At 70.2% G+C, this 25,546-nt stretch carries 16 protein-coding genes and 2 pseudogenes; 7 read left to right on the top strand and 11 right to left on the bottom strand.

The window, feature by feature from the left end; translation table 11 throughout:
• From AQJ11_RS13260 to AQJ11_RS13270, 3 genes are read right to left on the bottom strand one after another with little or no spacing between them, the layout of a single operon-like run.
• Positions 1 to 3,045: an alpha-mannosidase gene (locus tag AQJ11_RS13260; RefSeq protein ID WP_059263156.1), complete on the bottom strand. Its 3,045-nt coding sequence runs from the start codon at positions 3,043 to 3,045 to the stop codon at positions 1 to 3.
• A gap of 44 nt (positions 3,046 to 3,089) precedes the next feature.
• Positions 3,090 to 4,427, bottom strand: coding sequence for a 6-phospho-beta-glucosidase (locus AQJ11_RS13265; RefSeq protein ID WP_059263157.1), 1,338 nt, complete (start codon positions 4,425 to 4,427; stop codon positions 3,090 to 3,092).
• Positions 4,424 to 5,194: a DeoR/GlpR family DNA-binding transcription regulator gene (locus AQJ11_RS13270; protein ID WP_014670259.1), complete on the bottom strand. Its 771-nt coding sequence runs from the start codon at positions 5,192 to 5,194 to the stop codon at positions 4,424 to 4,426. The genes AQJ11_RS13265 and AQJ11_RS13270 overlap by 4 nt, the downstream gene beginning before the upstream one ends.
• 127 nt (positions 5,195 to 5,321) lie before the next feature.
• Between AQJ11_RS13270 and AQJ11_RS13275 the strand changes: the two genes are divergently transcribed.
• The 6 genes from AQJ11_RS13275 (at position 5,322) to AQJ11_RS13305 (ending at position 14,473) form a co-directional block, all read left to right on the top strand.
• Positions 5,322 to 6,344, top strand: coding sequence for a carbohydrate kinase family protein (locus AQJ11_RS13275; protein ID WP_059263158.1), 1,023 nt, complete (start codon positions 5,322 to 5,324; stop codon positions 6,342 to 6,344).
• 60 nt (positions 6,345 to 6,404) lie between these two features.
• Positions 6,405 to 7,691 carry an extracellular solute-binding protein gene (locus AQJ11_RS13280; RefSeq protein WP_059263159.1) on the top strand — a complete coding sequence of 429 codons (1,287 nt, stop codon included), beginning with the start codon at positions 6,405 to 6,407 and terminating at the stop codon, positions 7,689 to 7,691.
• The gene (locus AQJ11_RS13285; RefSeq protein WP_059263160.1) at positions 7,691 to 8,647 is read left to right on the top strand and encodes a carbohydrate ABC transporter permease; all 957 of its coding nucleotides are present in this window, start codon (positions 7,691 to 7,693) and stop codon (positions 8,645 to 8,647) included. Before AQJ11_RS13280 ends, AQJ11_RS13285 begins: the two co-directional genes overlap by 1 nt.
• A gap of 14 nt (positions 8,648 to 8,661) precedes the next feature.
• Positions 8,662 to 9,525 carry a carbohydrate ABC transporter permease gene (locus tag AQJ11_RS13290; protein WP_059263161.1) on the top strand — a complete coding sequence of 288 codons (864 nt, stop codon included), beginning with the start codon at positions 8,662 to 8,664 and terminating at the stop codon, positions 9,523 to 9,525.
• On the top strand, positions 9,522 to 12,449 hold the full coding sequence (locus AQJ11_RS13295) for a glycoside hydrolase family 2 TIM barrel-domain containing protein (RefSeq protein ID WP_059263162.1): 2,928 nt from the start codon (positions 9,522 to 9,524) through the stop codon (positions 12,447 to 12,449). The genes AQJ11_RS13290 and AQJ11_RS13295 overlap by 4 nt, the downstream gene beginning before the upstream one ends.
• 623 nt (positions 12,450 to 13,072) lie before the next feature.
• Complete coding sequence (locus tag AQJ11_RS13305; protein WP_059263163.1) at positions 13,073 to 14,473, top strand: phenylacetate--CoA ligase family protein; 1,401 nt, start codon at positions 13,073 to 13,075, stop codon at positions 14,471 to 14,473.
• A 32-nt stretch (positions 14,474 to 14,505) separates the two neighbouring features.
• Here the strand turns inward: AQJ11_RS13305 and AQJ11_RS13310 are convergent, their stop codons facing one another.
• The 3 genes from AQJ11_RS13310 to AQJ11_RS13320 form a co-directional block, all read right to left on the bottom strand.
• Entirely contained in the window at positions 14,506 to 17,259 is a 2,754-nt protein-coding gene (locus AQJ11_RS13310) for a hypothetical protein (protein WP_059263164.1), read from the bottom strand.
• 67 nt (positions 17,260 to 17,326) lie between these two features.
• Entirely contained in the window at positions 17,327 to 18,898 is a 1,572-nt protein-coding gene (locus AQJ11_RS13315; protein ID WP_244218212.1) for a purine-cytosine permease family protein, read from the bottom strand.
• Between the two features lie 226 nt (positions 18,899 to 19,124).
• Positions 19,125 to 20,210, bottom strand: coding sequence for an MFS transporter (locus AQJ11_RS13320; protein WP_244218213.1), 1,086 nt, complete (start codon positions 20,208 to 20,210; stop codon positions 19,125 to 19,127).
• Positions 20,211 to 20,953: 743 nt separating this feature from the next.
• Here AQJ11_RS13320 and AQJ11_RS50940 point away from each other — a divergent pair.
• Positions 20,954 to 21,067: pseudogene (locus tag AQJ11_RS50940) on the top strand (IS630 family transposase); the annotation flags it as partial.
• A gap of 32 nt (positions 21,068 to 21,099) precedes the next feature.
• On the opposite strand, the gene AQJ11_RS13325 reads toward AQJ11_RS50940, so the two are convergent.
• The 5 genes and pseudogenes from AQJ11_RS13325 to AQJ11_RS13340 form a co-directional block, all read right to left on the bottom strand.
• Positions 21,100 to 22,962: an acyl-CoA dehydrogenase family protein gene (locus AQJ11_RS13325; protein WP_279616948.1), complete on the bottom strand. Its 1,863-nt coding sequence runs from the start codon at positions 22,960 to 22,962 to the stop codon at positions 21,100 to 21,102.
• A gap of 100 nt (positions 22,963 to 23,062) precedes the next feature.
• Positions 23,063 to 23,665 carry a DDE-type integrase/transposase/recombinase gene (locus tag AQJ11_RS13330; RefSeq protein ID WP_059263167.1) on the bottom strand — a complete coding sequence of 201 codons (603 nt, stop codon included), beginning with the start codon at positions 23,663 to 23,665 and terminating at the stop codon, positions 23,063 to 23,065.
• Positions 23,662 to 23,889, bottom strand: a complete 228-nt coding sequence (locus AQJ11_RS52120) for an IS3 family transposase (RefSeq protein ID WP_398781502.1) — start codon at positions 23,887 to 23,889, stop codon at positions 23,662 to 23,664. Before AQJ11_RS52120 ends, AQJ11_RS13330 begins: the two co-directional genes overlap by 4 nt.
• A 23-nt stretch (positions 23,890 to 23,912) precedes the next feature.
• Positions 23,913 to 24,048, bottom strand: a pseudogene (locus AQJ11_RS48175) (Tellurite resistance TerB); the annotation flags it as partial.
• A 70-nt stretch (positions 24,049 to 24,118) separates the two neighbouring features.
• Positions 24,119 to 25,126: a sporulation protein gene (locus AQJ11_RS13340; protein ID WP_059263169.1), complete on the bottom strand. Its 1,008-nt coding sequence runs from the start codon at positions 25,124 to 25,126 to the stop codon at positions 24,119 to 24,121.
• Between the last annotated feature and the right edge of the window lie 420 nt (positions 25,127 to 25,546).

The following is a 25,546-nucleotide window of genomic DNA, read 5'->3' on the forward strand; positions in this document are numbered from 1 at the left end:
TCAGCTCCTGCGCAGGCGGAGGGTGAGGATCTGGAAGGGTCGCAGTTCGACGGGCACGGTGTCGCCGTCGGTGGTCGCGGCCTCCAGGGGGCGCTCAAGCAGGTCGGTGACCTGGGCGGCGGCGAGGGGGAAGCCGGTGCGCAGGAGGCCCTGGGCGCGGCCACCGCGGGACTCGTAGAGGCGGACCACGACGTCGCCGGAGGAGTCGTCGGCGAGCTTGACCGCCTCGACGGTCACTCCCTCGCCGTCCACCGAGACCACGGGCTGCGGCTCGCCCGCCGCCTCGGCGACCCGCAGCGGCAGGTTGAGGGCGTAGCCCTCGGCGACCGCGTCCGCGATGCTCGCGCCGGGCAGGAGGGAGTAGGTCAAGCGGTGCCGGCCCTGGTCGGCCCCGGGGTCCGGGATGCGCGGGGCGCGGACCAGGGAGAGGCGAACCGTGGTGGTCGTACCGCCGTCCTCGCGGACCGTGCGGGAGACGTCGTGGCCGTACGTCGAGTCGTTGATCACGGCGACGCCGTAGCCGGGCTCCGCGATGTGCACCCAGCGGTGGCCGGAGACCTCGAAACGGGCCGCCTCCCAGCTGGTGTTGGTGTGGGTGGGCCGTTGGACGTGGCCGAACTGGATCTCGGCGGAGGAGTGCGGGGCGCGGATGTCCACCGGGAAGCCGGCCTTGAGGAACTTCTCGGCTTCGTGCCAGTCGATGTCGGTCTCGAAGTCGATCCGGGGGCTGCCGGCCCGGAGCGTGATCGTCTGGGTGATCTTCGAGCCGTTGCCGAACGAGCGGCTGACCCGGATCGCGCCGAGGAGCGGGTCCTGCTCGACGACCGTGATCTCCGAGGTGTCCAGCAGGTCCGTGTAGCGGTTCTTGTAGTGCTTGTCGACGTCCCAGGCGTCCCAGTAGTTCGGGAGGTCGGTGTGCAGGCGCAGGAGGTTGCCCTTGTCGGCGAGGACCTCGCGGTTCACCCGCAGGTCGTACACGGAGGACAGGGTGCCGTCGTCCGCGATCCGTACGCGCACCAGGCCGTTGTCGATGACCCGCCCGTCGACCGTCACCGGCTGCGGAGTCCTGGCGCCGCCCGTCAGTGGCGCGCTGCCGCTCGCGGGGACCTCGACGTACACCGGCGCGCCCGCGCCGTCGCGGACGACCTCGGCGCGGGCGTAGGGGCTGGTGTTGAAGACCCGGGCGGTGCCGGTGCCCAGCGCGGTGATCGCCTCGGTGGTCAGGGCCTCCAGTTCCTCGGCGACACGCGCGTATTCGGCCTCGGCCTCGCGGTGCACCCAGGCGATCGAGGAGCCCGGCAGGATGTCGTGGAACTGGTGGAGCAGGACGGTCTTCCAGAGCCGGTCGAGCTTCTCGTGCGGGTACCGGTAGCCGGGCGCGTGCAGGGCGGCCGTCGTGGCCCACAACTCGGCCTCGCGCAGCTTGTGTTCGCTGCGCCGGTTGCCCTGCTTGGTGCGGGCCTGGGAGGTGTAGGTGGCGCGGTGCAGCTCCAGGTAGAGTTCGCCGACCCAGACCGGCGCGTCCGCGTACTCGGCACGGGCCTTGGCGAAGAAGGCGTCCGGGTGCTCGATCTCGACCCGCGGGGAGCCCTCCAGGTCCTTCAGGCGCCGGGCGCGTTCCATGATCTCGCGGGTGGGGCCGCCACCGCCGTCGCCCCAGCCGAACGGGGCCAGCGACCGGGTCGCGGCGCCCTTCTCGGCGTAGTTGCGGACCGCGCGGGACATCTCCTCGCCGCTGAAGCAGGCGTTGTAGGTGTCGACGGGCGGGAAGTGGGTGAAGATGCGGGTGCCGTCGATGCCCTCCCACCAGAAGGTGTGGTGGGGGAACTTGTTGGTCTGGTTCCAGGAGATCTTCTGGGTGAGGAACCACTCGTTGCCGGCCAGCTTGGCGAGCTGCGGGTAGGCCGCGTTGTAGCCGAAGGAGTCGGGCAGCCAGACGCCCTTGGTCTCCACGCCGAAGTGCTCGATGAAGAACCGCTTGCCGTGCACGAACTGGCGGGCGACGGCCTCGCCGCCGGGCAGGTTGCCGTCGGCCTCCACCCACATGCCGCCGACCGGCGCCCACTGGCCCTTCTTGACCGACTCCTGGATGCGGGCCCACACACGCGGGTAGTTGTCGCGCACCCACTCGTACTGCTGGGCCTGTGAGCAGGCGAAGACGAACTCCTCGTACTCGTCCGCCAGCGAGGTCACGTTGGAGAAGGTCCGGGAGGTCTTGCGCTTGGTCTCGCGGATCGGCCACAGCCAGGCCGAGTCGATGTGCGCGTGGCCCACGCCGGAGATGCGGTGGGCGCTCGCGTGCGCCGGTTTCGACAGCACCGGCTTCAGGGCCTCGCGGACGGCGGGCGCCGAGCCGGAGATGTCGTCCAGGTCGAGCAGGTCCATCGCGTGGTCGAGGGCGTGTGTGATCTCGTGCCGGCGCGGGTCGTGCTCGCCCAGCTCCACCATCAGCTCTCGGAGGACCCGCAGGTCCAGGTCGAGGTGCCAGACCTCTTCGTCGAGGACGGCGATGTCGGCGCGCCTGAAGGTGTAGAGCGGCTCGTCGCCGGCCGTCAGGACGTCGCCGAGCGGGGTCGGGGCCGCGAAGTCGCCTGCGAGGATGTCGGGGTTGGACGCGGCTTCGAGCAGGTAGTCGACGACCTCGCCGCCGGTCGCCGGGTTGGCGATCGGCACGTACTGGTTGAGCGGGTTGACCGCCTTCAGCGGGGTTCCGTCGGTGAGGTGGACCAGGGCCTCGGCCTGGTTGCCGGGCCAGTCGCCCACGAAGCCGAGGTCGATGACGGCCTCGACGCGGCGACCCGCGAACTCGGCGGGCACCTGGCCGTGCAGCCGGAACCAGGTGGTGCCCCAGGGCGGGCCCCACGGGGTGTTCATGGCGAACGGTTCGTACGAGGCGGCGGCGGCTTCCTCGAAGGGCACCGGCTCTCCGGGGGCCTGCCAGGCCGCCACCTCGAAGGGGACGGTGGCCGCGTGGATCGCGGGCTTGACGCGCTGGTTGTGGAGGCGCTCTACGCGCTCCTCGATCCGGCGGCGTTCGTCGTGCATGGAGGTCTCCAGAAGAGGGCTGGAAGCGGTTGTTGAGCGGCCGGTTAGGCGAGGTAGGCCAGGCCGGGATGGACCGCGGTGTAGCCTTCGACCAGTCGGCGGGCGACGTTGACCGAGTCGACCAGTGGGTGCAGCGCGAACGCCTTCACGGCCGTCGCGCGGGAGCCGGACTCGGCGGCCGCGAGCACCTCGCGCTCGACGGCCTTCACCGCGCAGACCAGCCCGGTGGCGTGGTCGGGCAGCGGCTCGACGGCGACCGGGTGGGCGCCGTTGGCGTCGACGAGGCAGGGCACCTCGATGACGGCCTCGCCGTCGAGCACCGACAGGGTGCTGCGGTTGCGGACGTTGAGGATCAGGGTGGTGCGCTCGTCGCGGGCGATGGCCCGCATCAGGGCGAGGGCGACCTTCTCGTAGCCGCCGGAGAGGTCGTCGGCGTCGCGTTCGCCGGCGCCCGCGGTCTCGCGGTTCTCGGCCATGTAGGTCGCCTCGCGCTCGGCGCGGGTACGGTTCCAGACGTCCAGGGCCTTCTTGCCCGGGTCCCTGACCTGCTGGTAGAAGTGCGCCTGCTGGTCGCGCAGGAAGGCGCCTCGGGTCCGCTCGGCCTGCTGGTAGGCGCGGACGGCCTCGCGGTTGAAGTAGTAGTAGTGCAGGTATTCGTTGGGGATCGCGCCGAGGGACCGCAGCCAGTCGGCGCCGAAGAGCTTGCCCTCCTCGAAGGAGCCGAGCAGGCCGGGGTCGGCGAGCAGGCGCGGGAGTTCGTCCCGGCCCGCGATGCGCAGGCCGCGTACCCAGCCGAGGTGGTTGAGGCCGACGTAGTCGATCCAGGCCTCCCGCGGATCGGCACCGAGGACCCGGGCGATGCGGCGGCCGAGGCCGACCGGGGAGTCGCAGATGCCGATGACGCGGTCTCCGAGGTGGCGGGACATGGCCTCGGTGACCAGGCCGGCGGGGTTGGTGAAGTTGATGACCCAGGCGTCGGGGGCGAGGCGGGCCACCCGCTGGGCGATGTCGACGGCGACGGGGACCGTCCGCAGACCGTAGGCGATACCGCCCGCGCCGACCGTCTCCTGGCCGAGGACGCCCTCGTCCAGCGCGACCCGCTCGTCGTGCGCGCGGCCCTCCAGGCCGCCGACGCGGATCGCGGAGAAGACGAAGTCGGCACCGCGCAGGGCCTCGTCCAGGGAGGTGCTGGTGGTCACGGTCGGGGCGTCGTCCACGGTCGACGCCTGTTCGGCCAGCACACGGGCGACCGCCCGCAGTCGGTCGTCGTCGAGGTCGTGCAGGACGACCTCGGTCACCCGCCCTTCGCCGCGGTCCGTCAGCAGTGCCCCGTACACCAGCGGCACCCGGAATCCGCCGCCGCCCAGGATCGTCAGTTTCACGTCCGTACCTTTCCTGCTCCTGCCATGACCACCTCGACACCGGCCTCCTCCAGGGAGGACCGGGTCGCCGGGTCGATGGGAGCGTTGGTCACCACCATGTCCAGGTGCTCGGGACCGCATACCTTCGCCATGCCCGTACCCGGGAACTTGGCCGCGTCGGCGAGCAGTACGACCTTGTCGCTCGCGTTGATCATGGCCCGCTTGACCGGCACCTCCACGACCGTCGTGTCCATCACCTGTCCGCCCGGACGGACCCCGCTGGTGCCCAGGAAGAGCCAGTCGGCGTGCAGTTGGCGCAGGTTGTCCTCGGTGAGGAAGCCGACCAGGGACCGGTACTCGCGCCGGACCATGCCGCCGAGCAGCACCAGTTCGATGCCCTCGTCGTCGGCGAGCTCCTCGTAGACGACCAGGTTGCTGGTGATGACCGTGAGGCGGCGGCCGTGCAAGTGGCGGGCCAGCCGGTAGGCGGTGGTGCCGATGTCGAGCAGTACCGACTGGCCGTCGGCGACCATGGCCGCGGCGCGCTCCGCTATGGCGTCCTTCTCGGCCACGCGCACCTCGGCGACCTCGGCGAAGGGCTGGTCGCCCTCCTCCACGACCGCGCCGCCGTGCACCCGCGTGAGCAGCCCGTCCTCCTCCAGTTTGACCAGGTCGCGCCGGATCGTGGCGGGGCTCACGCCCAGTTGCTCGGAGAGGTCGGTCACGGCGGCGGGACCGCCCGAGCGCAGGGCCCGCAGGATGAGTTGATGTCGTCGTTCTGCCAGCACGACGTGAACAGTACTCTTCATCTTCAATCAAATCCATGCTCACTTCTGCTCGACTATTGACCAATCTCGGCGAGCGGCGCACGATTCCCGTCATCGAAATGGACGGGTTCCGACGAGAGGGTGGCGTGTGGACGACGACAGGCCCGATGTGCTGCTGACCGGGCTGCTCTTCTACGACCTCGTCCTCACGGGGCTCGCGAAGCCGCCGACACCGGGTGAGGAGATCTGGACGGCCGGCATGGGCTGCGGCCCCGGCGGGATCGCGAACCTCGCGGTGGCCGCGTCCCGGTTCGGTCTGCGCACCTCGCTGGCCACGGTCTTCGGCGACGACTTCTACGGCGCGCACTGCCGGGAGGTCCTGCGCGACCAGGAGGACGTCGACCTCTCGCTGTCCCGCACCGCGGACGGCTGGCCCACCCCGGTCACGGTCTCCCTCGCACATGGCGGTGACCGCGCCCTCGTCACCCACGGCCAGGAGCCGCCGTACTCGCAGGACGCGCTGATGGGCGACCCGCCCGAGGCGCGCACCGCCCTGGTGCACCTTGAGGCCGAGCCCCGCGAGTGGATCGCCAAGGCTGCTGCGAACGGCACCCGCGTCTACGCGGACGTCGGCTGGGACCCCACCCAGCAGTGGTCCCGCGACCTCCTCGACCAGCTCGCGCTCTGCCACGCCTTCCTCCCCAACGAGCACGAGGCCATGGCCTACACCCGCACCGACACCGCGACCGCCGCGCTGCGCGCCCTCGCGGAGCTGGTCCCGGTGGCGGTGGTGACGCGCGGCGGTCGCGGCGCGGTGGCCGTCGACCAGACGACCGGCGAGTACGCGGAGGTACCGGCGCTCGACGTGGACGTCCTCGACGCGACGGGAGCCGGGGACGTCTTCGGGGCGAGCTTCGTCGCCGCCTCGCTGGGCGGCTGGCCGCTGACGGAACGGCTGCGGTTCGCCGTCCTCGCCGCCGGACTGTCCGTCCAGCACCACGGCGGCGCACTCGCCGCCCCCGGCTGGTACGGCGTCGACCGCTGGTGGCGCCGCGCGCCGGCCGACCCCGACGTCAGGCGCGCCTACGGCTTCCTCGCGGACCGGCTGCCGGCCGACCCCGGACCACCGGTGCGGTACGCGCCCGTCACTCCCCCCGCACCGCGGCGCTGACCCCACCCCCACCCCACGCTCATGCGAAGTCACGAAAAGATCCGAAAGGCGGTGGGAGCTGTGCGGCTCTCACGTAGGGGCCTGCTGCGCGCGGGCCTGGCCGGCACGGCCGCCACGGCGCTCGGCGGCCTGGCGCCCGGCTGTGCCGTCCCGACCGGTTCCACCGGCCGGGACATGGTCCTGTGGTACTGGGACGGCGGGCTCGGCGACACGGTCGTGCGGAAGGCGAAGGCCCGCTACGAAGCGGACGTCGACGTGCAGGCCATCAAGATCGGCGGCTACTACCGGTCGAAACTGCTCACCACCATGACCGGCCGCGCCCGCGTTCCCGACATCGCGGGCCTCAAGGGCGAGGACATGGCGTCCTACCTGCCCGACGCCGACCAGTTCGTCGACCTCAGGACCTTGGGCGCCGACAGTTACAAGAGCCAGTACCTGCCGTGGAAGTGGGAGCAGGGTTGCGCCGACGACGGCACGATGGTCGGGTTCCCGATCGACTGCGGGCCGGTCGCGCACTTCTACCAGTACACCGTCTTCCGGAAGGCGGGGCTGCCCTACGAACCCGACGACGTCTCCCGGCAGTTGAACACCTGGGAGAAGTTCTTCGCGGCCGGCGAGCAGCTGAGGAAGCGGATCCCGGGGACGTGCCTGCTGACCGACATCACGTCCGTGTTCACCAACGTCGTGCAGCAAGGCAGCCAGCGGTACGTCGACAAGGACCGGCACTTCATCGGCGACCAGGCACATGTGCGCGACGCCTGGGCGCTGGCCGTGGAGGCCAAGCAGCGGAAGATCGTGTCCGACCTGGTCACCGGCACACCGGACCAGCTCTCGGCCGTGCAGGACGGCAAGCTGCCCAGCCAGCTCGGCGCCTCGTGGGCGACGTACGACCTCAAGAGCGGGGTGCCGAAGACCAAGGGCAAGTGGCGCGTGGCCCAGATGCCGGTCCGGCCCTCCAACAACGGCGGATCGTTCCTGTCGATCACCAAGGCGTGCCGGGAGCCCGAGCAGGCGTTCCGGATCATCACCTGGATCCTGAACGCCGCCAACCAGGCCCAGGGGTACGTCGATGCGGGCCTGTTCCCCTCCACCCCCGCCACGTACGCCATGAAGCAGCTGCGGGAGCCGGACCCCTTCTTCGGCGGTCAGGTCACCACCGACGTCTTCGGCCCCGCCGCGCGGAAGATCGCGGTCGCCTACAACAGCCCATACGACGTGGCGCTCTCGCAGCCCATCCTCGACGAGATCAAGAACGTCGGCGTCCTCGGCAAGGACCCGGAGAAGGCCTGGAGTGACGCCATGGGCAAGTGCCGCCGGATCGCCAAGCACCTGGGGGTGAGCTACTGATGGCCACCGCACTCGAAAAGCCCGCGCCGGCCGTGGAAAGCCTCCCGGCCGGCCGCCCCCGCACGGGTCTGCGCAGGTACTGGCACCTCTACGCCGCGATCTCCCCCTTCTACCTCCTCTTCCTCTGCTTCGGCCTGATCCCGGTCGGCTTCTCGCTCTACGTCTCCCTGCACCGCTGGGACGGCCTCGGCCCGATGGAGTGGGCGGGCCTGTCGCAGTACCAGTACCTGCTGGGCGACGGCGACTTCTGGCAGTCGGTCGGGAACACCATCGTCATCTGGGCGCTGGCCACCTTCCCGATGATCTTCCTGGCGATGGTGACGGCCGTGATGCTCAACTCGGCGGTCCGCTTCAAGAACGTCTACCGCTTCGCCTACTTCCTGCCGAACGTCACCTCGGTGGTGGCCGTCGCGATCGTCTTCGGCTCGGTCTTCTCCACCAACTTCGGCCTGGTGAACGCCCTCTTGCAGGCGGTCGGCCTCGATCAGGTGGCGTGGCTGAACACGCCGTGGGGCATCAAGATCGCCATCGCCACGCTGATGACCTGGCAGTGGACCGGCTACAACGCGATCATCTTCCTGGCCGGCCTCCAGACCATCCCGGGCGAACTGTACGAGGCGGCCCGCATGGACGGCGCCGGCCCCGTGCAGACCTTCTTCCGGATCACGCTGCCGATGCTGCGGCCGGTGCTGCTGTTCGTGCTCGTCGTGTCCACGGTCACCGGCCTGCAGAGCTTCTCCGAACCGCAGGTGCTGCTACAGAACACCGCCAACGAGTCGACGTTCTCCGGTGGTCCCGGCCACGCGGGCCGCACGATGGTCCTCTACTTCTTCCAGCAGACCTTCGACAACAACGACTTCGGCTACGGAGCCGCCGTGGCGTGGGGCGTCTTCCTCGTCGTCATCCTCTTCTCGATCATCAACTGGCGCCTGGTGCAGCGTCGGGGCGAAGACTAGGAAGGCCGATCACCATGGCATCCATCCAAGGAACCCGCGGGCCGGGGCGCATCCAGGGAACCCGCGCCCGGGGCATCGCGCTGCACGCCGTACTCATCGTCGGTCTGCTGCTGTCGGCCTTCCCGTTCTACTGGGCCGTCATCATGTCGACGCACACGTCGTCGGAGATCTTCGCCTATCCGCCGAAGCTGCTGCCGGGCTCGCACTTCCTGGAGAACGTCCGCAACCTCTTCCACAGCGTCGCCTTCTTCGGCTCGATGGGGAACTCGCTGCTGGTGGCGGGCTCGGTGACCTTCCTGGTCCTGTTCTTCGACTCGCTGGCGGCCTTCGTCTTCGCCAAGTTCGACTTCCCCGGCAAGAACGTGCTGTTCGCGCTGCTGATGCTCATCTTCACGGTGCCGGCGCAGCTGTCCGCCATCCCGCAGTTCGTGATCATGGCGAAGCTGGGCTGGATCGGCACGATGACCTCGCTGATCGTGCCCGCCGCGGCCAACGCGTTCGGCATCTTCTGGATGCGCCAGTACATGAAGGGCGCCATCCACGACGAACTCCTCGACGCCTCCCGCATCGACGGCGCCAGCTTCCTGCGCCAGTACTGGCACGTGGCCCTGCCGGTGGTCCGGCCCGGCCTGGCCTTCCTCGGCATCTTCACCTTCATGGGCCAGTGGAACGACTACGCCTGGCCCCTGATCGCCCTCACCGACCCCCGCAACGTCACCCTCCAGGTGGCCCTGTCCCAGCTCAACGGCACGCACGGCACCACCGACTACGGAATCGTCGTGACCGGGGCGCTCCTCGCCCTCATCCCCCTGCTGATCGTCTTCGCGATCGGCGCCAAGCAGATCATCGGTGACCTCGGCAAGGGAGCCATCCGTTGACGGACCCGCTTCTCGCACTGCGCCCCTGGCAGGCACCCGAGGTGACCTCCTGGGGGCGGCTGCCCATGAACGCCGTCGACCGGCGCTCCGGCGCCCTGTCCCTGGACGGCGACTGGCGCTTCCGGCTGCTGCCGACGCCGGAGGCGACGGTCCACGGCACCTGGTCGACGGCACACGTCCCGGGCGCGTGGACCATGCAGGACACCGACGACCTGCCCCAGTACACCAATGTCCGTATGCCGTACGCGGAATTCCCCCCGCGGTCGCCCGCCGCCAACCCCACCGGTGTGTACGAACGCCACGTGGACGTCCCCGCCGACTGGGCCGGCCGCCGGATCGTCCTGCACGTCGGGGCCGCCGAGAGCGTGCTGCTGGTGCACGTCGACGGACGGCCCGTCGGGATCTCCAAGGACTCCCACCTGGCCGCCGAGTTCGACCTGACCGACGTGGTGCGCCCCGGTGAGCCGTCGGTCGTACGGCTGACGGTGGTCAAGTGGTCCGACGCCACGCACATCGAGGACCAGGACCAGTGGTGGCACGGCGGGATCACCCGCTCGGTGCTGCTGTACACGACCGACCCCCTGCACCTCGCGGACGTGACCGTGCGGGCACGCCGGGACGGCGACCTGCGAGTGGACTGCCTGGTGCGCGACGCGGCGGGCGACGGGGCGCTGCCCGAGGGCTGGTACGTCACCGGTGACCTGGACGGTGACCTCCTGGCCCAGGACACCGAGTTCGACCGGCTCAACGCCGAGGACGAGCGGGTCTCCGACTTCCTGGGCGAGGTCCGTATCCGCGCCGTGGTGCCCGGGGTGCGCACCTGGAACGCGGAGCAGCCCGAGCTGTACGGGCTGACCGTGCGGCTGCACCGCGCGGACGGCACGGTCGCCGACTCCTCGTACCACCGCATCGGCTTCCGGGACGTCGACATCGTCGGCCGGGACCTGCTGGTCAACGGCGAGCGGGTCTTCATCCGCGGCGTCAACCGGCACGACTTCCATCCGCTGACCGGGCGGACGGTGTCGTACGACGACATGCGCGCGGACCTGGTGCTGCTGAAGCGGTTCGGCTTCAACGCGATCCGCACCTCGCACTACCCGAACGACCCGTCGCTGTACGACCTCGCCGACGAACTGGGCTTCTACGTCGTCGACGAGGCGGACATCGAGTCCCACGACCACGCCCATGAGATCGCCGACGACCCGCGCTACCTGAACGCCTTCGTGGACCGCGTCTCGCGCATGGTGCTGCGCGACAGGAACCACCCCTCGGTCATCGTCTGGTCGCTGGGCAACGAGTCCGACTACGGCGCCAACCACGACGCGGCGGCGGGCTGGGTGCGCCGGCACGATCCCACCCGGCCCATCCAGTACGAGGGCGCGGCCAAGCGCGGCTGGGCGGACCCGGACGTGGCCTCCGACATCGCCTGCCCCATGTACGCGCCGCTGGAGGACTGCCTGGCCCACGCGCTGTCCGGGCAGCAGACCAAGCCGCTGATCCAGTGCGAGTACTCGCACGCGATGGGCAACAGCAACGGCACGCTGGCCGACCACTGGGCCGCCATCGAGTCCACTCCGGGCCTTCAGGGCGGGTTCATCTGGGAGTTCCGGGACCACGGAATCCTCCAGCGCGTGAGCGACGGCAGACCGGTCGGGCGCGCGGGCGCCGGACTGTACGGCAACGGTGTCGCCGCGCCCGGCCACCGCTGGGCGTACGGCGGTGACTTCGGCGAGACCGTGCACGACGGGGCGTTCGTCGCGGACGGGATCGTCTTCCCCGACCGCACCCCCAAGCCCGCGATGTACGAGCACCGGGAGATCGCGGCACCGGTCCGCATCCGGTCCTTCCGGCACGAGGGCGTCGTCCTCGCCAACCATCAGCACTTCCGCGGCCTGGACTGGCTGACCGGCACCTGGGAGCTGGCGCTGGCAGACGGCCGTACCCTGACCGGGCCGGCCGCACTGCCCGACCTGCGGCCGGGTGAGACCGCGGCCGTACCGCTGCCGTTCGCGGTGCCGGCCGACGGCGGTGAGGCGTGGCTGACGCTGCGGGTGACGACGGCCGAGGACCAGGCGTGGGCACCGGCCGGTACGGAGGTGTGCGCGCCCCGGATCCGGTTGCGGGCTGCGGACGCCCCGAGGGAGCCGGTCGTGTCCGGGCCGGCCGTCGAAGTGGACGCCGAGGGGCTGCTGCGCCACCCGCTGCTGACCGCCGCCCCGACGCTGACGCTGTGGCGGGCGCCCACCGACAACGACGAGCTGGGCGGGATGGCGGCGCGCTGGCGTGCCTGGGGCCTGGACCAGATGGTGCGCGAGGTGGTCTCCGTGCGCCGGGACGGCGAACGGGTGACCGTGGAGTCCGAACACGGCTGCGCTCTCGGCGTGGTACGGCACCGGCAGCAATTCACGCCTGTCGAGGGCGGGGTCCGCGTCGAGGAGTCGGCCGAGCTGCCCGAGGAGTTCCACGACGTCGCCCGGATCGGCTCGGTCTTCGAGACGGTGGCCGGGCTCGACCTGCTGGAGTGGTTCGGTCAGGGTCCCTGGGAGTCGTATCCGGACCGGGCCGCCGGGGCGCCGGTCGGCCACCACGCACTGCCCGTCGACGACCTGTTCACCCCGTACCTGCGCCCCCAGGAGAGCGGCGGCCGGCACGGCGTACGGCGGTTCACTCTGTCGTCGCCCGACGCCACCGGACTCGCGGTCGAGCTGGACGAGCCCCGCCAGGTCTCCGTCACCCGCTACCGCGCCGAGGACCTCACCGCCGCCGCGCACCACGACGAACTCACGCCGCGGACCGGCTGCGTGGTCCACATCGACGCCGCGCACCGGGGCCTCGGCACGGCCTCCTGCGGCCCCGACACCTTTCCCGCCTACCTCGTCACACCGGGGGTGCACCGCTGGAGCTGGACCCTGCGCATGGTGTGAGTCCCCCGACGTCTCCGGCGGTGCCGTAACCGACGTCGTCCTCACCCCGGTCGACGAGCCGGCCGGGGTGACGGACGTGGCGGGTGGCCCAGGTGCGGCGGTCGAGGACGTTCGTCCGCAGGAGCGCGAAGAAGCCCTCCATGCAGGTTGTCGGGTTCGTCGGCGGTGAAGTTGCGCCACACCCGGTCATCGCGGGTCGGCGGACCTCGCTCCAGCAGTCCTCGGTGCGCCGGACCAGCCCCGTTCGGCATCCGCCCCGCTCGCGTCGACGTCCGGTCTTCGTGCCGGCCGCGACCATGGTGGCGGGCGCCCGTTGGCTCCAGGCGGCGGATGGTGGAGCAGAGCTCGCGGCGGACCGGGAAGTTACTCACCAACAGCGGACATACCTCGCCGGACAGCTGGAGCCTGCCGCCCGGCCCCGCAGGGTGAGGCACCCGTGGCCGTCCGCGCCGTAGACGACCGTGCCCGGCAGCGGCACGGTGCCTGGAACCGGGAACGGACCTCGGCCGCCCGTCAGTTACCCCTCAACGACATCTCATCACCCCCAACCGGAACGGCGAGGCTAGAGTGGGCACCCAGCCGGTGAGAACAGCCACCGCCGGAACGACGAGGGCGACGAGAGCATGAGCGACAGCGCGGACATCGGACGCTGGGGACAGTTCGCCGTGGAGGCGGCGCGAACGGTTCCCGCCTACCGGTGCTTCCTGACGGAGCGGAACATCGACGTCTCGGCGTTGGACCCCTCGGACCTGCCCGGCCTGCCCGCCATGGACAAGCCCGGCTACGTCAACGCCTTCCCGCTCGCCGAACGGTGCCGCGACGCCGACCCGCGCACGATTCAGATGGTGTCGATGTCCTCCGGCTCGTCCGGCACGCCCACGGTCTGGCCGCGTCGTCTCGACGACGAGGAACACGCGGCCACGCCCTTCCGCCGCGTCCTCGCCGGAACCTTCGGCGCGGACAGCCGCCACACCCTCGCCGTCGTCTGCTTCCCCCTCGGATCCTGGGTCGGCGGCCTTTACACGCTTCAGTGTCTCCAGCACCTGGCGCGGACCGGGCTGATCCTGACCATCGCGGCACCCGGAAACGACGTCACGGCCGTGCTGCGGGTCGTCCGGTCGCTGGCTCCGCTCGCCGAGCAGACCGTCCTGCTGGGGTATCCGCCGTTCCTGAAGGACGTGGTCGACGCCGGACGGGCCGACGGCGTGCCGTGGGAGCGCTACGGCATGCACCTCGTGTTCGCCGGTGAGGTGTTCAGCGAGACCTGGCGCGACACGGTGTGCGAGCGCGCGGGCATCGTCAGCCCCGAGACGGCCACCGCCGGGCTCTACGGCACCGCGGACGCCGGCGTACTCGCCTACGAGACCCCGGCGAGCATCCGGCTGCGCCGCGCCATCGCCGCCACGGCGGGGGCGGCCCCGGTCGTGTTCGGCTCCGAGCGGCTGCCGTCCCTGATGGAGTACGACCCGGCCCTGCGTCACTTCGACGCCGTGGACGGCGAGCTCTTCCTCACCACGGACGGCGTGGTGCCCCTGGTGCGCTACACGCTGGGCGACACGGGAGGGACGGCGAGCGAGGAGGCGCTGATCGAGCGGTGCGCGCAGGCAGCCGTCCCGGCGCCCTCGGCCGCACCTCGGCCGGCGGCCCCGTACGTCTGGCTCTTCGGCCGCCCGTTGTTCGCCCTGTCCATGTACGGCGCCAACATCTTCCCCGAGACGATCGCGGCGGGCCTGGAGAGGGACGACTGCTACGCGTACCTCACCGGGAAATTCGTCATGGAGGTCCAGGACGGCGAACGGCCCCGGCTGCGCGTCACCGCGGAAGTCGCTCCGGGCCACTCCGCCTCGGAGGTCCGGACGGAGAAGACCTCGGACTCGCTCCTCGCCGCGCTGCGCGAGCAGAACAGCGAGTACGCGCACTACGTCCCCGCCGAACTCCAGCCGCCCCTGGTCCGGTTGCGCCCGCACGGCGACCCCGAGTACTTCCCGGTCGGTGTGAAGCACCGCTACACCCGGACCGGCTGAGCACCACGCCTCACACGCGGTGCATGTCGACCTCAACACCCACTGCCACCGCGCAGGATGTCCGGGACGGACGCGTGGCGCAGCAGCGGCGGCGCGAGCAGCCCGCATGGTTCGGGTTCGGCGCGAAGCCCGGTCCCCGCGTAGTAGCGGTTGGCCGCCGGCGGCGCGACCTGAACGCGGAGCTCGTTGCCTCCGGGCTGTAGGGCGTCGGCAGGGATCGTGACGCGGTACGGCGACCAGGCGCGTTCCCCCACGCGCAGGCCGTTCGCGAACACGAGCACAGCTCCGGCGACGGCCGGGAGCGTCAGTTCCAGCAGGACTGGTGCGTCGAGCTGGATCCGCCGTACGTAGTCAGCGGTGCCCGCGAACGTCGGAAGGCCTTGCTGCTCCCAGCCGCACGTCACCGCGATGTCCCGGCGGGTACCCGCCTCCTCGTGCGCGTCCTCGGGGATTTCGAGCACCCAGCCGGACTCCAGCTCCTCGGGTTCCGACCATTCCGGCGTGCGGTGACCGGTCGCGGCCTCGCGACCTTCCGTGGCAGCCGCCCGCCCGGAGGCGGGCTCTGCGCCCCTGCGTACGCGCAGCAGGCGCAGCTCGTTGCGCTCCAGTCTCAGCACGACCGTGCCCTCGGCCGCGTCGAGGGCACGCACGGTGCCGTCGGCGGCCACCCACTCTTCGAGTTGCCAGGGTCCGTCCGGCAGCAGGAGCTCCGCTGTCCCCTCGGTCTCGGCGAAGCACGCGAAGCGGAAGCCGTCGGTCCCGTCCGGGCCGCCGCGCCAGCGCACCGCCGAGCCCGCCGGCACGTGCAGCGTCGGTTCGTTCTGCCCGCGCGGCGCGACGAGCCCGCGCAGGACCGCCTCCTCGGGGACCGCGTCGAACACCTCCACGGCCCGGGCGAGCGCTGCCCAGTCCTCTGCGGCGGTCTGCGGGCCCTCCTGGTAGACAGCGGGTGTCGCGCCGCTCGCGAGCACCCGTACCCCCGCCTCGGCCAGGCGGCGAAGCCGGCGCAGTGACGCGGCGGAGCGCAGCGTCGTCACGGCGGGAAGTACGAGCGCCCGGTACCGGCGGTCCTCGAAGCACACCGCGTCGTCCTCGACGACGGCAGCCTCAAGATCACGCTCGTCCACAAGGTGGAAGCTCACCCGGGACTCGGTGAGCGCGCGCGCCCACATGCCCAGCGCCGACGCCTGCTCGCCGAGTTGTCCCGCCGTCCAGATGGTGCGCAACGGGTAGAGGACCGCCACATCGCTCTGCGGTGACACGGGTTCGAGGAACTCGCTCAGCCGCGCGCTCTCAAGCGCGAAGCGCGGGTGGTGATCGGCGAACCAGGGCTCGAAATTGATGCCCGGGGGAAAGTCGAAGCGCGGGTTGCGCAGCGACTCGTGATCGTCGCCGTGGCCATGGGTCTGGTAGAAGCCGTGGAAGATCATCTGCCGCATGCCCTGGAGATGGTGGTTGATCGCCGTTGTGCGCAGCTCTTGCAGGCTGAGTCCCCAGTGGCCGGACCACGGAGTCCCGCCCTCGGGCGGGGTGAGGAAGTACTGCTCGACCATCGTCCCGCTGCGGCCGTGGTGGCGGGCGACCGAATCGCCGAAGACAGGACTGAGCTGTACCAGGGCGTCCTGGGCATCCACCGCGGTGAGGTCGCGGTAGCCGTCCACGCCGAAGTGGTCGAGGCCGAAGTTGACCCGCAGATCCCAGTCGGCGAACGCGGTGTCGAGCGTCCAGCCACCGACGTGCCCGAGGACTTCATGGCCGGACTGGCGCAGGCCGTGGGCGTGGCTCCAGGCCCGCAGCCGACCGAGGAACGTCCGCATCGCGTAGCCGCTGAAGTGCTCGTAGAACTGGGCCCGGAGGCTCAGCCTCTCCGGGTCGTCCCCGTCAAGCACGGAGGCGAGCACCTGGGGGGTCCGCTCGCCCCAGCGTTCCCGGATCGAGACAGCCAAGCCCTCGTGGAAGGGCATCGCCGAACGCAGGTCTCCTGTGCGCTCCGCCCAGTCGTAGTACACGGCGTGGGGCTGGTCGAAGAACATGTACGCGACCGTGCCGCCGAAGAAGTCGCCGACCGCTTCGGCGAAGGGCTGGTAGCCGGCCTCGACGAAACGATCCACCGCGACCGGATCGACGGGGTTCACGAGCCGGGAGGTCGCGCAACGGGCGGAGACGAACACGATCGTCTCCGCGTCGTCGGGTACGGGCTCGACAAGGCGGACCCGGCATCCGTCGGCCCCGCCGTCCACTCGGTCGACGAGATCGGGTCGCTCGACGACCGTGCCCCGCGCCTTTCGGATGACGAGCGCGTACTCCACCCGCCAGTCGGCCCAGGCAACGAGGCCGCCCTCGTAGTGCCAGTTCATCGCGGTCGGGCCGAGGTTCTCTGTCGCCGACCGGATCCCGCTGAGCGTGCCCCCGCTCTCACCTGTGGGAATCCGCACCCAGAAGAGATGCCGTTCGCGCAGCTCGTCGTGTCCGGCCACGGCTCGGCCCGCGGCGTGACCGGTCTGCCAGTTGTAGTCGTCATAGATGCCGACGATCATTCCGAGCCCGGCGGCTGTCTCGATGGCGACGCGGCACGCGGCGAGGTAGTCGTCGTCCAGGTAACCCTCGATCGGGTAGGACAGGCGTGCCTGCACCTGGAAGCTCCGGATCCCGGCGTCGTGCATCTGCCGCACCTGGGCGCGGATGGTGTCCGGGTCGGGCAGCCGATGCCAGAACCAGTAGGCGGCGGGCGCGTGCCACGGGTCCGGGTTCCGGAATCGCTGGAGCGCGGTCTCTCGTGCGGACAAGGGTGTCAGCTCCTCGACAGGGCGGCGAGGCCCGCACGGGCCGCGCCGCCGTCAGTACGGTCAGCGGTCAGTGTTCGGTGGAGTCGGCCGCAGGGCTGTCCGCCGCGTCGGGAGCCGGCGACTGGGGCCGGCCCTCCCCGCGAGCGGCGTCTCCTGCGGCCACGAGCGAGTAGTCGGGTCGCGGGTCCAGCCGGAGTCCGAAGGTGAGGATCCCGTAGAGCGCGGCACCGAGCACCATGGCGATGACAATGCCGAGCCCGCTCGACGCGAACACACCGGTTCGGCCGCTCTCGGTGAGGAGGAACCCGGTGATGTCACCCAGGTTCGGGTCGGCGCTCGTCACCAGGCCGAGGCCGACGACGGTTCCGATGATCAGGCTCACTATCGCGGTCCAGCGCCCGTCACGTCCGCCATGGCCGCGCGGGTTCGCCATGTCGGTGTTCCAGCCCGCGCGGCGCTGCCGGATGAAGTCGACGAGCTGGATGCCGCCCATCGTGCCCATCATCACGGCGATGAGCGACAGGAACGACTGGAACGTCGCAAGGAACGACGTGGAGATGAACAGCAGGTAGAAGGCGCCTGCCGCGATGATGATCGCGTTGATCATCGTCGTCACGGAGCGGCGCAGCGGCACACCGACCGCCATGAGCGCCAGTCCGGAGCTGTACATGCCGGTGATCGCAGCCGAGACGAGCGAGATGACGATCACGATGGAGAACGGGACGAAGAACCACATCGGCAGAAGCGCGGTGAGCGCGCCGATCGGGTCGGACGCGGTGGCGGCGCCGAGCTTCGGGTCCCCGCCGACGAGGAGCGCCCCGATGACGAGGAGGGTGACGACGGGCAGGCTGAGTCCGGCGGTCGTCCAGCCGATCACACCGCGCGCCGGGGTGTTCCGCGGAAGGTAACGGGCGAAGTCACCGCCGTAGTTGAGGAAGCCGAGGCCGACCAGGGTCATCGCCATCACGATGCCGCCGACGAACACGAGCGGTCCGCCCGCGGGGGTGTCTCCGAGGTGAGTCCACCGGATCTGAGGCACCACGAAGCCCAGGAACGCGACCGTCATGATGCCGGTCACCCATGAGATCCAGACTTCGAGCTTCATGATGAGCTCGTGGCCGAGGACGGACACCGTCATCGTCACGGCGAGCACGAGGACGAACCACAGCACGATGGTGAACGTCGCGCTGGACCCGTCCGTGTCGGCGAACGCCGACGGCCACAGCTCGGCGAACAGCTTCGCGCCGGTGGTGGAGGCCAGGGTGATGATCGTCACCTTCCAGCCCATGTTGGAGAGGTACGCGAAGAACGCGGGGATCCTGTTGCCCTTGATGCCGAACGCGAAGCGCGTCTGGGTGAGGGTCGGCAGTCCTGTGCGGGGCCCGCCCACGGCGAGGATGCCGACGAGTGCGGACGAGGCCAGGTAGCCGATGGTCCCAGCGATGATCGTCTGCCAGACGTTCAGGCCGAGGCTGAAGACGAAGATGCCGTAGCTGATGCCGAGGATCGAGATGTTCCAGGCGAACCAGACGGCGAACAAGCCGCTCGGTCTCCCGCGCCGTTCGGCATCGGGCACGGGATTGACGCCGTTCGATTCGACAGCGGTGCCTATGCGCCCTTGCTGGGTCGCACTGCTCATGGTGTACGCCTTTCAGTTCACTGTGTGGTGGTGCTGGGGATGAGTCCGGAGGCATGGCGGAGTCGAGTCAACAAGCCCGTTCGCCTTGCACAGCGTGGTCTGTGTCCGTGGGCGCACGGATCCGTCGGCGAGCAGAGAGCCGGACGACGGGGTGCGGTCCGTCCCTGCGGAGTGCGCAGCGGGTCCGGAGTGATCCGCTTCCTCCGCTTCCTCACGGTTCTGTGGTTCAGCCGAACACAGGGGCGGTCTTCCGCCGCGCGGCCCGGTGTTCGGTGCGCCAGTGCAGCAGCGGCAGAGCCGCGCCGGGGATGCTCACCGCGCTCCAGCCGCCGGCGCGGTGAGCGATCGAGCCGAGTTGGGGGCCGAGGGCGCCGCCGAGGACGAGGGTGGCGGCGAGGAAGAGGGTGGCGCCGAGGAAGACGGTGGCGCCGAGGAAGACGGTGGCGATGAAGGCAGAGTTGAGGCCAGCCCGGGCAGTGGCATCGAGCCGGTAGATGGTGTGCCGGCCGAGCATCAGGGTGGTCTGCACGACCATGCCGATGACGATCGCGGCCGGGGCGAGTAACACGATGCTGTGCCACACGATGCCGCGCTGTCCGAAGCCCGCGAAGGCGGTGACGGCGATGGCCGCGGCGGCGACGGCGAACGCGAGGCCGGTCATGGGACCGGCGAGCTCGCGGTCGGCCCAGTCCCCGGCGAGCGGAACGTTGGCGGCACCGGCGGCTCCGACGACGGCGAAGAGGCCGACGCCGACGGGGGTGTGGCGGAAGCCTGGGCCGGTCAGGACGTAGGGGACGGCCGTGATCGGGGCGTGCCTGGGCAGCGCGGCCCGCAGGGCCACGGCCGGCAGGGCCGTCAGGGCCGCGGAGCCAAGGGAGACGACGCGCCATCCGGCGACGTTGGAGACCAGGCTGCTGAGCATGCGGGACAGCAGGATGCCGGTGAGCAGGCCGCTCATCACCCGGCCCACGATCCGTCCGCGGGCGCGGTCCGGGGCGAGACTCGCGGCGAACGGGACCAGGATCTGGGCGACCACGAACGTGGCACCGCTGATCAGGGAGGCGGCCGGCAGCATCGGGAACCCGGTCTCGAGGCCGGCCGCCACCTGGGCGAGGGTGGTGACCGTCAGCAGGAGGGTGATCAGGCCGCGCTTCTCCAGCCGGTCGCCGAGCGGCATCAGGAAGAGCACGCCGATCGCACAACCGGCCTGGGTCAGCGTGATCAGTGTGCCCGCGGCGACCGTGCTGATATGGAAGACGTCCCGCGGGGACGACAACAGGGGCTGCGCGTAGTACAGGTCGCCGACCGTCATGCCTGAGGCGACGGCCCACAAAGCGACCAGCCGGCCCGGCACGCCGTGCGCGGGTGCAGCACGGTCTGACCCGCGGGGATCGGATGTGGGGAGATCGAGCGACTGGGACATGGAACCTTCTTCATGGCGGACGAGCCGGGGGCCTGGCTCGCCGATGACGCGTGACGGCGGTCGAGCGCCTTCCTTGCTGCCCTCACCTGGACCAAGCGCGGGACACCCCGTACCGCTTCCCTGAAGCCCTCTCCCGCCGCTCCGCCTCGGTGCGACCACGTCAGACGCCGTAGGCCTGGCAAGAAGCCTTGGCTAAGAGATCACAAGCAGAACTGACCGGACAGGGCTCGCGGATCGCACGTGCTGCCTTTTCCCGCCGTCGGCGTGCAGACACGCGGCGTCGGCCCGCCACGTCCACATGTCCCAAAGGGGTTTTTCCTCCGGGACTTCACGAAGACCTCCGCTCGATCCGCAACGTCGTTTCCTGCCGCAATCGCCAGGGTAACGACGGCTACCCGAGGCAGTTGTCCTTCGCTGCACGGAGGGAAGTCCGTCAGCGTACTGTTCGGCCCCTACGGGAACGTGCGGCGCACCCAGTCGGCGCCGGCCGGGCCGGTGGCAGCGCCGTGCAGGGTGCCCGAGGTCTTCCCGTATCCCTCGGCGTCGGCGCTGTTCAGGCCGGCGCCGCCTCCTCCTACGAGGAGGCGGAGGGCGTGCGCGCCGCCGCCGAGGGCTGGAGCCTCACTGATCGACGGCGCAGGCCGGCCAACCTCGTCGTCGTCGCCCTGGACAGGCTCGAAGCACTCGTACGCAACCGGCTCAAGCGCCTTCAGTACCGGCCCGGCACGCTCGAAGGCTTCACGGCGAATTGGTCGCGACGAGTGCGAGCCCGGGCCAGCTACGCGGGCGTCATTTCGGCCTCTGCGGTGCGGCCCTGCAACATCGGATGTCCTTCCACCACGCTGTCCAAGGCGGCGAATCCTTCGGTCAGTTGCAGGGAGTAAGGCACGAGCATCTCGATCAGCGCCTCTTCTACGTCGGGCAACTGCCGCACGTGCTCGGGGGTGAGACGCCCGTCGGCCAGCAAGTCCCCGGCGTGTGCCCTCACCTGCCGTAGCGCGAACAGGCGGTGCAGCTGTCCGAGGAGTGCCCGAGCTTGCGGATCCGCCGTCTCGCCACCTTCGCGCAGCAGTGCCTCGGCCGCGAGCCGGTGTACGTGGGCTTCGACGAGCTGCAAAGCCGGTCGCACGGTTCCGTTCCACCGCGCCAGGGGATCACCGCGGCGTCCCGTACGCAGTCGGCTCCGTGCTCGGCCGTGCCAGATGCGCTCGACATCGGCCAGCAGTTCCATCAGATACTCCGCGTCGTGGAGTGAGCGGTCGACCGGAGACACCTCTGACGGCGGCATCGGGGTGAAGCCGCCCATGAGCATCTCGCCTGCGGCTTTGACCCAGATGACCTGGTTGTCGCCCTCGGCGGTGACGGTCCCTTCATTCGCAGCCAACTGGTAGGCGATCCCGTTCGACAGCAGCAGGCCTTGTGCTCCGCAACGCTCCCGGCACTCGGTCATGACCGCCCGGGCCTGCCAGGTGATCCAGGCCTTGGCCACGGCCGCCAAACGCTCGACTTCGTCCTGATCTGCGTCCGTGCCGCTCGTCCACCTCTGCACCACGTGGCGGTGCAGTAACGTCGCGGCGTAGGTCGTGGCCACCGCGGACAGCAGAGGCGCGTGATGGCTGCGGTGCTCGATGAGGGAGACCTTGCGGCCCGTCGTCATCCCGGACGTGAGGCGGCGGTGAGAGTGCCGCATGGCGACTGCCAAGGCGTGTCGCGTCACTCCGAGGCTGTAGGCGCTCATGCACAACTTGCCTGCGTGTACACGGCGGACCGATCTGAGGAAACGTTTCCGGGGATTCCCCAGGGCGCTGGTGAAGGTGCCGTCAGGCGACAGCCGCCCCTGCTCGCCCTGGAGCATGGCCTCGTAGGGAAGCCGCACGCCGTGGAAGTAGGTGGCGCAGTGGTCGACCGGTGCGCTGGCCGTCTGGGGAAGGGGGCGTACCTCCACGCCTGGGTAGTGCCGCCCCTCGCTGTCGGTGAGCGGTGTGAGGAACAGGAACACTCCGTGATCGACGTCCCCGACCACCAAGCGGGCCGCGACCAGGGCGTTCTTGGCTCCGCCGGTGCCGCTGGTGTTGGGCATCCACTTGCAGGAGCCGGGAGTTGGCGTGTCAAGGATGAAGCCGCCCGTCGCGAAGTCGAACCGTGCTGTCGTCTCCAAGGCTGCGGCGTCGTTGCCATGGTCCAACTCGGTGCACAGGAACGTACCGATGCGCTCGGTGCTGCTGTAGACGGACAGGTCCCGTCCGCCGTGGTCATGGTCCAGCAGGCTGCCGATGTGCAGATTCCAGTGGATGCTCGCGATCGTCGCCATGCCTGCGTCCACCACCCCGGCCCACTCGTGCATCGCCGCGAGCAGCTCGATATCCGAAGCAAGACCGACGGGGTCCGGCACGGCTTCGGCGATGATCCTGAGCCGCTCGTACGACAGCGCCGTGCGGTCCTGTGGACTGAGGCCTTCCTGGAAGGCGAAACGATGTCCGCTGAACAGGCGTCTCCAGGGCTCGTGGATCTGCTCTGCGCGGGGCCCTAACAGAATACGAGCGAGTTCTGCGGATATGTACTGTTCATGAACTATTTGGGTGGTAGTCACGCTGGGAAAGATAGTGGAATTGATCACTCCGCACACCGTGATGATCAACACGATTGGGCACCTGTTGAAAGTGGAACAGGCCCTTCTCGGTCGGGTGAGCCGCATGTGCACAGGTCACGACGCAGGGAAGAGTCGCGCCGCTCCTCCCAGCTCAGCGCTGACCGCGCCCCGTCCAAAGGACGCACCCGCAGATCAGGTTCTCGATAGCGAAATCCTGTCGAAATGCCGCAAGGGCCAATTCATGAAATAGGGACCGAAACTTACAGGCCCTGGCATGCCCAGTGGCGGCCGGGGAGGATCGCACACTGGATTCCTCGCGCGTCGTGAAAGACGCGATGAGTCCGCGACAGCGAGGGGGTTCGCTTTGCTGAACCCCGTTATCGCTGCGCCGGAACGCGAATCTGAGCGCCGTGGTGCGCACCCCATGGCAGCACTGAGGGCTATGGACCGACTGAGGCCCGGGCAGCCGCTTGCTGCTGTCGCTGCGGTACTGCGCCCCCGGATCGGTGTGCATCACGGTGCCGGCGAGGCTGCCGCGGGTCCGTTCAGCTGCCTTCAGGGCGTCGACGACGAGATCGGCGCGCTGGTGTTCGGCGATCGCCCACCCGGCCAGGCGCCGTGAGCAGAGATCGATCACGGTCGCAAAGCAGCGGAACGTCCCGTCGACCAGCGGCAGATCAGTGACGTCGCCGACGTACGTCCGGTTCGCCTCGTCCGCGGTGGAGGTGCGGCTGTTCAGGTCCGGCACCTTCACCGCGGCGGGGTCCGGAATGGTCGTGCGATGCCACCCGCGCAGGCGGGGACTGGCCGGCCCGATGCCTGCATGACCCGGGCGATCTGCTTGTCGTTCACCACCTCGCCGTCCTCGCGGAGTTCGGCGGTGATCCTGGGGACCCCACAGGTGCCGTCCGAGGCCCGGAGAATCACCCGTATCCGGGCGGCGAGCTCGGCGTCGACAGCCTGGCGGGCCGCCCGCAGCGGTGCCCTGCGGCGCCAGTGCTCGTCGGCGGTGAGCTTGGCAAGGGTTGCCCTCGAACGCAGGTCGTCGGCGGGGAAGTTCCGGAGCACCTCGTTGGCGGCGATGAGCTGGGCGACGCGCTGCCGCTCGGACGGGTCGATGGTGCCGTCCGTCCCGGACCGCGTGCGTCGCCCGACCTCCCCCTTATCTACGATCGTGCAGAAGTCACCAGGGGTTGGCCATGCCCCTTCAGTCTTCCTCCTCGCCTTCGTCTTCGAAGAAGTCGCCTACCTCGTCGACGACTTCGGCCGCGACCAGACCGCCGACGACACCGACCGCCAGGCCCGCGGCGCCTGCGGCGATGGCGGTGCCCATGCCCGGCCCGGAGCGGTGGTGTGTGCCGTGATGGTCGTCGTGGCCGTAGTGTCCGCCGTGTCCGTGGCCCGCGTACGGATCCCCGTACCCGTAGGAGGTGGGGGCGCCGTAGGGGGCGCGGTGTTCCACAAGCTGCCGGATCCAGCCGTCGACCAGCGTGTTCCAGTCCTGGGCCGCATCGTGGGAGACGGTGAAGCGGGTGAGCGCGTCGTGGCCGGCGGTGAACAGGCCGCCGCGCTTGTCGGCCTCCAGCACCACCTCCAGGCCGCCGGGGCCGGCGAGGAAGGTGACCTCCAGCTCGTTGAGCTGGTGCGCGTACTGAGGGGCGGGGGTGAGTTCGATCTCCTGGTAGAAGGGCAGTTGCTGGCCGGTGCCGCCGATGCGGCCGAGTTCCAGGTCGGCGGACTTGAACCCGAATCCCAGCTGCCCCAGAGCCTCCAGGACCGCCTCCTGGGCGGGCAGCGGGCGAACCGCGAGCTGGTCCAGGTCACCCTTGTCCTTCGCCCCGGAGACCGCCAGCTCGGTGCGCACGCCGAGGACGATGCCCAGCGGCTGCCCGTGCAGTTCGGTGACCGGGGTCTCCCACGGCAGGCTGACGCGGAACGGGACGCTGCGGTGCTCGCCCTCGCCCAGGCGGAAGCCGCCACCGACGGTGAACCTATCGAAGACGACGGCGCCTTCGCTCTCCCCGTGCTCGTGCTCCGCTTCGACGCGGGCAACGAGTTCGAGGGTGATGTGGTCGATGTCGAAGTCGGCGTTGCCGCCCTTGAGGTGGACCTGCCCCGACAGGGCGCCACCGGGAAGGGCGGCGCCGGGGTCGAGGACCGTGTCAACCGTGGGCCCGCCCACGCCGAGCGAGCCGAGCAGCCGTTTGAACACCATCGGGGCGTTCACTCCTTTACGTGCGTGTCACTTGCGGGGCCGGGCAGGCGCGGCGGCACACACCTGATGGAACGGTGCCGGCCGCAGGCGCGTCGACCCGTCACCGGCCGCGTGCGGCCTCGCGCACCTCATCGAGGCGCCCTCCCTTCCCGGCGGGATGTCCTGGGAGGCGGCCGGGGATGTCCGGCTCCGCCTCTCGCTTTTTCTACACCCCTGTAGAAGCATAGGGGCCGGACGGCCCTCCAAGGTCGCGCAACGGCGCGCCTGGAGCAAACGGCTGAAAAGCAATCCCCGGATGACAGGTGCAGCCTGCTGACGAGGGTACTTTGCTGACCCTTTACGACGGGTGCCCTACCCGCCGGCCGGCAAGGACCACCAGTTCTCGCCACAGCCGAAGGAACAGCAGGCCCGCAACGGGTG

Source organism: Streptomyces corchorusii, from assembly GCF_001514055.1.
In the GTDB taxonomy this organism is placed as follows: Bacteria; Actinomycetota; Actinomycetes; order Streptomycetales; family Streptomycetaceae; genus Streptomyces; species Streptomyces olivaceoviridis.